The 9722-nt window shown below is 73.1% G+C and carries 8 protein-coding genes and 1 pseudogene; 4 read left to right on the top strand and 5 right to left on the bottom strand.

Annotation, left to right across the window (positions count from 1 at the left end; translation table 11 throughout):
• Window positions 1–254: 254 nt before the first annotated feature.
• Window positions 255–959 (bottom strand): TerB family tellurite resistance protein, encoded by a 705-nt coding sequence (locus ACIBEA_RS34685; protein ID WP_399267161.1) that lies wholly within the window; start codon window positions 957–959, stop codon window positions 255–257.
• Window positions 960–1213: 254 nt separating this feature from the next.
• Complete coding sequence (gene leuA, locus ACIBEA_RS34680; protein ID WP_399267160.1) at window positions 1214–2986, bottom strand: 2-isopropylmalate synthase; 1773 nt, start codon at window positions 2984–2986, stop codon at window positions 1214–1216.
• 364 nt (window positions 2987–3350) lie between these two features.
• On the opposite strand from leuA, the gene ACIBEA_RS34675 reads away from it, so the two are divergent.
• The 4 genes from ACIBEA_RS34675 (at window position 3351) to ACIBEA_RS34660 (ending at window position 6448) form a co-directional block, all read left to right on the top strand.
• Window positions 3351–4415 (top strand): M4 family metallopeptidase, encoded by a 1065-nt coding sequence (locus ACIBEA_RS34675; protein ID WP_399267159.1) that lies wholly within the window; start codon window positions 3351–3353, stop codon window positions 4413–4415.
• An 18-nt stretch (window positions 4416–4433) separates the two neighbouring features.
• Window positions 4434–4703, top strand: a complete 270-nt coding sequence (locus tag ACIBEA_RS34670) for a protealysin inhibitor emfourin (RefSeq protein ID WP_399267158.1) — start codon at window positions 4434–4436, stop codon at window positions 4701–4703.
• A gap of 27 nt (window positions 4704–4730) precedes the next feature.
• Window positions 4731–5585 carry a GNAT family N-acetyltransferase gene (locus ACIBEA_RS34665; protein WP_399267157.1) on the top strand — a complete coding sequence of 285 codons (855 nt, stop codon included), beginning with the start codon at window positions 4731–4733 and terminating at the stop codon, window positions 5583–5585.
• A 152-nt stretch (window positions 5586–5737) separates the two neighbouring features.
• On the top strand, window positions 5738–6448 hold the full coding sequence (locus tag ACIBEA_RS34660) for an SAM-dependent methyltransferase (protein WP_399267156.1): 711 nt from the start codon (window positions 5738–5740) through the stop codon (window positions 6446–6448).
• Between the two features lie 5 nt (window positions 6449–6453).
• Here ACIBEA_RS34660 and era read toward each other — a convergent pair whose 3' ends face one another.
• The 3 genes and pseudogenes from era to ACIBEA_RS34645 form a co-directional block, all read right to left on the bottom strand.
• Window positions 6454–7404, bottom strand: coding sequence for a GTPase Era (gene era, locus ACIBEA_RS34655; protein ID WP_399267167.1), 951 nt, complete (start codon window positions 7402–7404; stop codon window positions 6454–6456).
• A gap of 513 nt (window positions 7405–7917) precedes the next feature.
• Window positions 7918–8316 (bottom strand): annotated as a pseudogene (locus tag ACIBEA_RS34650) (WxL protein peptidoglycan domain-containing protein); the annotation flags it as partial.
• A 44-nt stretch (window positions 8317–8360) separates the two neighbouring features.
• On the bottom strand, window positions 8361–9674 hold the full coding sequence (locus ACIBEA_RS34645) for a beta-xylosidase (protein ID WP_399267166.1): 1314 nt from the start codon (window positions 9672–9674) through the stop codon (window positions 8361–8363).
• Between the last annotated feature and the right edge of the window lie 48 nt (window positions 9675–9722).

Genomic DNA, 9722 nt, shown 5'->3' with positions numbered 1-9722 from the left:
CCTGCCTTCCCCCGGGGGCCGCCCGACAGTTCTTGGCTTTCCGGGGTGGGACGGGCGGTCAAGGGTGGCCGCAGGCCATCGCGCAGCGACGCGACCGCAGGGAGCGCCCTTGAGGGCCCGGCCCACCCCGGAGAGACAGTGGAACTGACGGGCAGCCCCCGGAACCCCACCGACCCCGCCCCACCCGAAGCCACCGCCAAACGCGGCGAAGCCGCGCCCACCACCGCCAAGCCGCGCCCACCCCCCGGGTCAGCTCACCAGGACCCCGTCGCCCGTACCCCCGCCAGCAGCGTCGACACCTCGTCCGCGTCCAGGCGGAGCGCGGCGCCGACCGTGGTCAGGACCTCCCGCTCGGCCGGGATGTACGGGCCGTCGGCCAGGGCGATGCGGGCGCCCTGGAGCAGGAGCGACTCGCGGCCCGGGCCCGCCAGGTGCGGGGCCAGGGGCTCCAGTACCTCGTGGAGTTCGATCGAGAGGGCGGCCCCGCAGCACTCCGGACCCTCGTACAGCCCCAGCCGACCCTCGTCGGTGGCCAGTGCCTCGACCAGGGACTCCAGCTGCTCCTCCGTGCAGTCCTGGAAGCCCGCGGCCCGTACGACGCCCACGGCCGCCTCCAGGGCGCTGCGCGAGGACGTGCCGCCCGCCGCCAGGACCGCGAGGGTGACCGTGTGGACGGCGTCCCGCAGCATCGCCGAGAAGCGGGTGGTGGTGGGGTGGTCGAGCACCTCGGTGTCGTAGCGGTCGCGGCAGGCCGCGCACTCGACGACGGGGCCGACGGTGCCGCGCGGGAGCAGCGGCACGCCCAGCACGGTCAGCCGTCGACGGCCCGTGCGGCGGCGGTAGTTGCGGTCACCGCCGCAGCTCGGGCAGAAGAATTCTCCGTCGCCCACGGTGTTCCAGGTGGTACGGATGCCCCACGCCAACAGCTTCCGGCCGGTCCCGCCCCGAACTGGCAGCACGTTCGCACCTCCGTAACGGTCCGGCAACATCGCCGGGTTGGCGTGATGTTAGCCACATCGGTGAGCATGCGTCAGTCGTGTGACAAGACAACATCGGTCGAGTCCGCGAGTTGGCCGAAGTGCGCCCTCGGCGGTACCCCCGGAATACCCCTCGATTTCCACCCGAACCCTCCCTCGTTCGAGGGACCCCGCCAACGCACCGCGGCCCCGCCCCCTCGTGCGCGAGGGGGCGGGGCCGCGGTCCGGGCCGAGCCTCAGCGACCGGCGCGGTTGACCGCCGAGATGACGGCCTTCAGCGAGGCGCGGGTGGTGTTCGCGTCGATGCCGATGCCCCACAGGACCCGACCGTCGATGGCGCACTCGATGTACGAGGCGGCCTGCGCGGAGGCGCCCTCGCTCATCGTGTGCTCGGTGTAGTCCAGCAGGCGGGCGTCGATGCCGATGGCGGCCAGTGCGGCGAAGAAGGCCGAGATCGGACCGTTGCCGGTGCCCTCCAGGACGGTCTCCGCGCCGTCGACGACCGCTTCCACGGTCAGCGTGTCGGTGCCGTCCTTGTCCGTGGTCGTCTGGCCGGAGCGCAGCTGGATGCGGCCCCAACGGGCCTCCGCGTCGGCGCTGTTGGGCAGGTACTCGTCCGCGAAGATGGACCAGATCGCCTTCGGCGTGACCTCGCCGCCCTCGGCGTCGGTCTTGGCCTGGATGATCCGCGAGAACTCGATCTGCATGCGGCGCGGCAGGTCCAGCTTGTGCTCGTTCTTCAGGACGTACGCGATCCCGCCCTTGCCGGACTGCGAGTTGACCCGGATGACCGCCTCGTAGGAGCGGCCGACGTCCTTCGGGTCGATCGGCAGGTAGGGCACCGCCCACTCGATGTCGTCGACCGTCTTGCCCTGGGCGGCCGCGTCGGCCTCCATGGCGTCGAAGCCCTTCTTGATGGCGTCCTGGTGGGAGCCGGAGAAGGACGTGTAGACCAGGTCGCCCGCGTAGGGGTGGCGCGGGTGGACCTCCATCTGGTTGCAGTACTCGGAGGTGCGACGGACCTCGTCGATCTCGGAGAAGTCCAGTTCCGGGTCCACGCCCTGGGAGAACAGGTTCATGCCCAGCGTGACCAGGTCGACGTTGCCGGTGCGCTCGCCCTGGCCGAACAGGCAGCCCTCGACGCGGTCGGCGCCGGCCATGACGGCCAGCTCGGCGGCGGCCACCGCGGTGCCGCGGTCGTTGTGGGGGTGGACGGAGATGCAGACGAACGGGCGACGGGTCAGGTTGCGGGCCATCCACTCGAAGCGGTCCGCGTGGGTCGAGGGCGTGGAGCGCTCGATGGTGGCGGGCAGGTTCAGGATGATCTCGCGGCCCTCGCCCGGCTGCCAGACGTCACAGACGGCCTCGCAGACCTCCAGGGCGAAGTCCAGCTCGGTGTCGGTGAAGATCTCCGGGCTGTACTGGTAGCCGAAGACGGTCTCGTCGCCCAGGATCTTGTCGGCGTAGTCCATGACCAGGCGGGTGCCGTCGACGGCGATCTGCTTGATCTGTTCCTTGGAGCCGCGGAAGACGACCCGGCGGAAGGTCGGCGCGGTGGCGTTGTACAGGTGCACGGTCGCGCGCTTGGCGCCGACCAGCGATTCGACGGTCCGCTCGATCAGGTCCTCGCGGGCCTGGGTCAGTACGGAGATGGTGACGTCGTCCGGGATGGCGCCCTCTTCGATGATGGAGCGCACGAAGTTGAAGTCGGTATCGCCGGAGGAGGGGAAGCCGACCTCGATCTCCTTGAAGCCCATGCGCACCAGCAGGTCGAACATCTCGCGTTTGCGGGCGGGGCTCATCGGGTCGATCAGGGCCTGGTTGCCGTCGCGCAGGTCGGTCGACAGCCAGCGAGGAGCCTTGGTGATGCGGGCGTTCGGCCACGTGCGGTCGGGGATGTCCACCTGCTCGTACGCGCCGTACTTGTGGATCGGCATGCCGGAGGGGCGCTGCGTGTGCGTGGCGTTGGTGATCGGGGTGGGTCGTCCCGCAAAGGTGTGCTGAGTCATGGCGTAGGGCTCCTCGCGTGTCCACGTGATGTTCGCTGGGACGGCCGACAGGCAGTAAAACCGCAACACCGGACTCCGCGGGGAGGGGGTCGGCCTACGACTACAGGCCCTCGCCGCGGCAGCTAAGGAGAAGCAGCCCAAAACGCATGATGACCGCACCCTAGCCCAGCCGCGCGGCTGTGCGGGGACCTGTTTCAGTATGCAAGACCATGCAGTCCGTTTTGCACCACTTGTGAGCTATGACTCTTTCGCTGCGCCGAGGTCCGGGCGATCCGTCAACCCGGGTCCACTCGGTTTCAGACAGTCGAATGAATCATGGTTGCAGCTAGTGACACGGGCATGACCCAGTGCCACATTTCCCGGCATGGATGCCACACCTCAGCACCCCGTCTTCTGCACGATCGTGCCGCCGCACGTCCTCGACCGCATCGCACGCTCCGACGACACCCGGCGCGCCGACCTCGCACAGCGCACCCTGGAACACGACTCGCTCCAGCGCACCCGGCGCCGCATCAACACCGTCCGCGGCATCGCCCCGGCCCTCGGCACCCCGCCGTCCGACACCCCGGCGCGGACCATCTACGACGCCCAGCACCACACCCGACTGCCCGGCAAGAAGGTCCGCGCCGAAGGCGGGCCGCCGCACAAGGACGCCTCCGTCAACCGTGCCTACGCCGGCCTCGGCTCCACCTTCGAGCTGTACCTGAAGGCGTACGGGCGCCACTCCATCGACGATTCGGGCCTGCCCCTGAATGCCAGCGTCCACTACGGCGAGCACTACAACAACGCGTTCTGGGACGGCACCCAGATGGTGTTCGGCGACGGTGACGGCGACCTCTTCGTCGACTTCACGGTCTCGGTGGACGTCATCGGGCACGAGCTGACCCACGGCGTCACCCAGTACACGGCCAACCTGGAGTACTACGGCCAGTCCGGCGCCCTCAACGAGTCGATGTCGGACGTCTTCGGCTCGCTCATCAAGCAGTACTCCCTGGACCAGAGCGCGCAGGACGCGGACTGGCTGATCGGGGCCGGGCTGCTCGGGCCCAACGTCAGCGGGGTGGCCCTGCGCTCCATGAAGGCGCCCGGCACCGCCTACGACGACGACGAGCTGGGCCGGGACCCGCAGCCCGCGAGCATGGACGGCTACGTCAGGACCAGCGGGGACAACGGCGGGGTGCACATCAACTCCGGCATCCCGAACCACGCCTTCTACCTGGCCGCCACCGAACTCGGCGGCAAGGCCTGGGAGCGGGCCGGGCAGATCTGGTACGACACCCTCACGGGCGGCGAGCTGGCCACGGACGCCGACTTCGCCTCCTTCGCGCGCCTGTCGGTGGCCGCGGCCGCCACCCGCTTCGGGTCGGGCGGCGCCGAGCACGAGGCGCTCCTGAAGGCCTGGTCCCAGGTGGGTGTGCCGACCGCGTAGAGCCGGTAGACAGGTCCCATGCGGATTCTTGTGGTGCGGACCGGCGGCTTCGCGGGCATCGAGCGCCGGGTCGAGATCGACACGTCGGGCCTGCCCGACGAGGCGGAGTGGCAGGCCCTGGCGCAGCTCGCGCTGCGCCCGGGACCGCCGGGGCCCGCCGCCGACCGGATCCGGGACGGGTTCTCGTACCGGATCACGGTCGACGGCCGGACGGTGTCGTGCCATGACCCGAACCTCTCCGACGCCCAGCGCCAACTGATCATCCGGGTCCTCAAAGAAGGTGCCTGACCAGGTCCTTTCTGTTTGGATGCCCGGATGACCTCTCGCGATGACCTTGCCGGCCTCGATGGCCTGGAGCGCTACTACGACACCGCGCCGCGGACCGGGGGTGCGCGGGCCGAGGACTTCGGTCCGCTCACCCTGTTCGTGCAGGAGGGCGACGGCTGGCCCTACTACGCGCGCCCGTCCCTCGGCCACGCGCCCGCGGCGAGCGTCGCCGACGTCGCCCGGGTCCGCGCCCGCCAGCGCGAGCTGGGCGTGCCCGAAGCCTTCGAATGGGTGGCCGAAAACACCCCCTCGCTGCGCGCCGCCGTGGAAGGCGCCGGACTGCATGTCCATGCGCACCCCCTGATGGTTCTGGACCTGGACCAGGTACACGTGCCCCCGCATCCGGAGGTCCGGATGCTCGACGCCGAAGACCCCCTGCTGCGGGCGGCGGTGACCGTCCCGATGCTGGCCTTCGCGGCGCCCGGCACCGCCCTGGGCGAGGCGGGCCCGGCCGAGCTGGCGGCCGCCACGGCGGATCCGGCGAGCGGGGCCCGGCGGGCGCGGGTGGCACGGCGGATCGGATCGGGTCTGAGCGGTGTGGCGGCTGCGGTACGGGGCGACGTGGTCCTGTGCTCGGGCCAGTACATCCCGGTGGGCACCACCGCGGAGGTCGTCGGCGTCGGCACCCTCCCGGCGGCCCGCCGCCAGGGGCTGGCGCAGGGCGTCACGGCGGCGCTGGTCGCGGACGCCCTGGCCCGCGGCGTGCGGACCGTCTTCCTCTCGGCCGGCGACGAGGACGTGGCCCGGCTGTACGGGCGGATCGGCTTCCGCCGCGTGGGCACCGCCCTGATCGCGGAGCCGCCGCAGGAAGAGGTGGCGGAGGCGGAGCAGGCGGCGGAGTAGGGGGGCGAGAAGGGGGCCGCCCCGGACCCCGGCCCCCGCCGCGCGGCGCGTTTGCCGAAGTGGCAACAAACGTTGTCCCCGGCACGGCCGTGGGCGCAGCATCGGCGGTGCGGGCAGCCACCCCGGCGCCCGCACAGCAGGAAGAGGCCCCCATGCACGAGACGGCCGAGGCGCCCGAGACGCCCGAGCAGACACACGCCGACGCGCACGCCCACCAGCCCCCCGGCGCACCCGGCGACACCGCCGCCACCGGCGCGGAGTTCTGGGACGCCCGCTACCGGGAGAGCGAGCGCATCTGGAGCGGGGACGCGAACGCGGTCCTGGTCCGCGAGATCGACGGCGTCGCCCCGGGCCGCGCCCTGGACCTCGGCAGCGGCGAGGGCGGCGACGCGGTCTGGCTGGCCCGCCGGGGCTGGCGGGTCACCGCCACGGACATCTCCGGCGTCGCCCTGGAGCGCGGCGCCGCGCACGCCGCCGAGGCGGGGGTCGGCGACCGGATCGAGTGGCAGCGCCACGACCTGGCCGAGTCCTTCCCGGCCGGGGAGTTCGATCTGGTCTCGGCGAGCTTCCTGCACTCCTACGGCGACTTCCCGCGCGAGCGGATCCTGCGCACCGCCGCCGCGTCGGTGGCCCCCGGCGGCGTCCTGCTGATCGTGGGCCACGCCGGCTGGGCCACCTGGCAGGAGAACACCCACCCCGAGGTCCGCTTCCCGACGCCGGAGCAGGTCGTGGCGGAGCTGGAGCTGCCGGACGGCGCCTGGGAGGTGCTCCTGGCCGAGGAACACGAACGGGCCCAGGACCGGCCTGACGGCCGGCCCGGGACCCGGACGGACAATGCGGTGAAGGTGCGACGCCTGCGCTAGTGCTGTCAGAAGCCGAGCTTGCGGAGCTGCTTGGGGTCGCGCTGCCAGTCCTTCGCGACCTTCACGTGCAGGTCGAGGAAGACCGGGGTGCCGAGCAGCGCTTCGATGTGCTTGCGCGACTTCATCCCGACCTCCTTCAGGCGCGAACCCTTCGGGCCGATGATGATGCCCTTCTGGCTCGGCCGCTCGATGTAGACGTTCGCGTGGATGTCCAGCAGCGGGCGGTCGGCCGGGCGGTTCTCGCGCGGGATCATCTCCTCGACGACCACGGCGATGGAGTGCGGGAGCTCGTCGCGCACGCCCTCCAGCGCGGCCTCGCGGATCAGCTCGGCCACCATCACCATCTCGGGCTCGTCGGTGAGGTCGCCCTCCGGGTAGAGCGGCGGGCTCTCCGGGAGCAGCGGGGCGATCAGGTCCGCCAGCAGCTGGACCTGGCTGTCGCCGACCGCCGAGACCGGGACGATCTCGGTCCACTCGAAGCCCAGCTCCGCGCTGAGCTGGCTGATGGCGAGCAGCTGCTCGGCCAGCGCCTTGGATTCGACCAGGTCGGTCTTGGTCACGATGGCGATCTTGGGGGTCTTCTTGATCCCCGCGAGTTCCTTGGCGATGAACTTGTCGCCGGGGCCGAGCTTCTGGTCGGCCGGGAGGCAGAAGCCGATGACGTCGACCTCGGACCAGGTGGCCCGTACGACGTCGTTCAGCCGCTCGCCCAGGAGGGTGCGGGGCTTGTGCAGGCCGGGGGTGTCGACCAGGACGAGCTGGGCGTCCGGGCGGTGCACGATGCCCCGGACCGTGTGGCGGGTGGTCTGCGGCCGGTTGGAGGTGATCGCGACCTTGGTACCCACGAGTGCGTTGGTCAGGGTCGACTTGCCCGCATTGGGACGGCCGACGAAGCATGCGAAGCCCGCGCGGTGCGGGGCGGTGGGCTCGGGGGAACGATCGCTCATACGGGCCATTCTCCCCGATGCGGCTCCCAGCGCCGACCAGGCCGTGGCGAGCAGGACGGTCGCACCCGCCAGCAGGGCCCCGGACCAGGGGTGAACGGCGTACCCGGCGCTCGCCCGGGCGGTGGCTCCGGGGGCGGTGGCGCGGACGGTCACGGTGGTCCGTTCGAGGGCGGGCGGGTCCGCCCAGTGCTCGGTGAACCGGACCCGCTGGCCGGGCAGCAGCTCGGCGCGGGCGGTCGGCGCCCGGTTCAGCAGGGAGCGGCCGAAGGCTCCGCCGGCGGCGAGGGCGGTCCGGGGGCGCAGCGTGACGTTGCCGAGGTTGTGGAGCGTGTACGAGACCTCCGCGCCGGAGCCCCGGCGGGTGACCGCGAGCCCCTCGACGGCCAGGGCGGGCGCGGTCGGCCCGGCGACCCGGAGGTAGACCCGGGCGGCGACGGCCCGCTGGACGTCGATCCCCGTGCGCCCCGTGCCGTCGCCCGGGGCGTCGCCCGGCCGGTCCGTCAGCGCGACGACGGCCCCGGGATGGTCCCCGGGCTCGGTCCGCTCGGGCACGGTCAGGGTGAAGGGCACGCTGACCGACCCCCGGGCCGGCACGGTGACCCGGTCCCGCGCGAGCCGGGTCCAGGCTCCGGTGGCCTCCCGCGGCTCCTCGGGCCCGCGCAGGGCGAAGCCGCCGTCGCGGGCGGTGTTGTAGGCGTCGGCGGCGTAGAGGCGGAAGGTGAGCGGGCCGGGGGTGCGGTTCGTTAGGGTGACGGCGTCGGAGACGGTGGTTCCGGGGGCGGCCGCGAGGTAGAAGTACGGGCGCTGGGCGATCGTGTTGGCGGCGGGGAGGACGGACCACTGCCCGTTGTCGGCGGCCGTAGCGGCCGCGGCGGGCCCGAGCGCGAGCAGCAGCGCGCACAGGACCGCGCACCCGAGCACGAGCGGGGTCCCCCGTCCGACCGCCGCCCTCGCGGGGCCCCCGGTCACGACAGAGTCAGGGTCAGCACGGCCGTGTAGGCCCCCGGCGGGGTGTAGGCCGGCAGTCGGAGGGTGACGATCGCGTCCACGGTGAAGGTCCCGCCCACCGACGACGCGTCCGGGGTCGACGCCAGGACCGCCCCGCCCTCCCCGACCGCCCCGGCGCTGCCCGCCGCGCAGGTGCTCCGGCTCCCGGCCGCCGTCACGCAGACCGGGGTCCAGCTCAGCTCGGCGCCGGGGATCTTCACCCCGCCGGGGCCGGTGAAGTCCGTGACCTTGCCGATCAGGGACCAGCCGGCGGGGCCGCCCCGCGCGTCCTTGACGGTGACCGTGCCGATCCGGCCGGGGGCCGCGCCCCCGTCGCCGTACGCGATCGCGCCGAGCGTGACGGACTCCCCGGCCTGGGTCATCGTCAGCGCCCCCGGTTCGACCGTCGCCGTCACCTTCTGCGTCCCGGTCGGCTGCTCCTGGGTTCGGGGCGGGTCCGCGAGGACCGTGTACGCGCCCGGGCCCGAGCCGCGTTCCGCCGTCCAGGCCGGGCCCTCGTAGGCGACGACGGCCGTGGTCGTCCGGTCGGTGACCGGCAGGTCGGCCAGGACCGCGCCGAACCGGTCCGCGGTCGCGGTGACCCGGTCGGCGGTGGGCGCGGCGCCCGCGCGCCCGGTGACCGTCACGGCCGCGCCCGGGGTGAATCCGCTGCCGGTGACCTTGACGGCGGCGCCGGGCCGGCCGGACGCGCCGCCGAGGGCGACGGCGCGCAGGTTCGCGGCCGGCAGCGCCCCCGCCGTGAGCCGACCGGCGACCGGCGGCCGCTCCCCGGCCGCGGCGGGCGTGCAGGTGGTGTCGAGGTCGAGCAGGTGGCTGGTGTGCAGGGTGTAGGCGCCGGGGGCGAAGGTGGTCTCGCCGGGGGCGGTGACGGTGAAGGTGCCGGTCATCGTGACGGCGGGGAGCACCGCACCCGCCGGCACCGGGTCGTTGCTCTTGGCCCCGACCACGGTCACCTCCCCCTGCTGCGCCCCGCCCAGCACGATCACGGCGGTGGGGGTCAGCACGTCGGCCGGCAGGTCGGTGGTCAGCGGGTTCACGGCCGGGGTGGCGGCCACCCGGTAGGTGATGGTGACCGTGTCGCCGACCCGGGGCGCGGGGTTGTCCACGGTGAGCACCGCGGTGGTGGGGCCGTCGGCGGGCGCCAACCCGGCCTGCTGCGGCGGCACGCACTGCGTGGGGAAGTCGACCTGGCCCGCCGGGGCCGGATCCCCGCCCTCGGCGGAGGCCGGCGCGCTCAGCGCGCCGCCCGCCACGGCGGCGAGGACGGCCATGCCGACGGCCGCCGACCAGCCCCTGCTCCGCGTCCCTCTGCGCACCGC

Origin of the sequence: Streptomyces sp. NPDC051555 (genome assembly GCF_044454405.1) — a bacterium.
Classification (GTDB): Bacteria; Actinomycetota; Actinomycetes; order Streptomycetales; family Streptomycetaceae; genus Streptomyces.
The sequence above is the reverse complement of the archived record's forward strand: the minus strand, read 5'-3'. Positions and strand labels throughout refer to the sequence as shown.